This is a genomic window from Micromonospora sp. CPCC 206060 (genome assembly GCF_036906895.1).
Classification (GTDB): domain Bacteria; phylum Actinomycetota; class Actinomycetes; order Mycobacteriales; family Micromonosporaceae; genus Micromonospora.
In genome coordinates this window covers 1-551 of record NZ_JBAKHU010000295.1, presented here as the reverse complement: position 1 = coordinate 551, position 551 = coordinate 1, and the positions used below count along the sequence as shown (strand labels likewise).

Annotated in this window: 1 protein-coding gene; it reads right to left on the bottom strand. The window is 67.3% G+C overall.

The genetic code is table 11. The features are described 5' to 3' along the window. On the bottom strand, positions 1 to 437 hold a 437-nt coding region (locus V6U90_RS33820; RefSeq protein ID WP_334445278.1), incomplete at its 3' end, for an IS5 family transposase. Between the last annotated feature and the right edge of the window lie 114 nt (positions 438 to 551).

The following is a 551-nucleotide window of genomic DNA, read 5'->3' as shown; positions in this document are numbered from 1 at the left end:
CCCCGCGAACGCCCCAACGCGTGATCGGCAGGCTCGTCGTACACACCACCCGGTGGCTCCTTCTGCAGGCCACCGTCGTTGCGGGCGCCCGCGGCGTGCTGGTGGGCGCGACTGACAGTGGAGTCGACGCTGACCGTCCACTCGATCCCACCGGCGGCGTCGGCAGCAGTCTGCAGACCGGACAGGATCTTCGCCCAGGTCCCCTCGCGCTGCCAGCGACGGAACCACCGGTACAAGGTCTGCCAGGGCGCGTACACCTGTGGCACGTCACGCCACGGTGTCCCGGCCCGCACCCGCCACCGGATGCCGTCGATGATCTGCCGTCTGGTCCATCGAAGCGGCCGACCCCGGCCCGAAACCGCAGGCAGGACGGCTTCCAACCGTTCCCACTCGGTGTCGGTGAGGTCATGCCGCCGCGTCGCCGTTACGCTGGCCACGAGGTCTCCGGTATTCAGGTTTGCTTGTCGCTAACCCACTTACCGGAGACCTCAACTTTTACCGATCACCACCACGCCGGACATCCATCACAACCGGGCACCTTCAGCCCATAC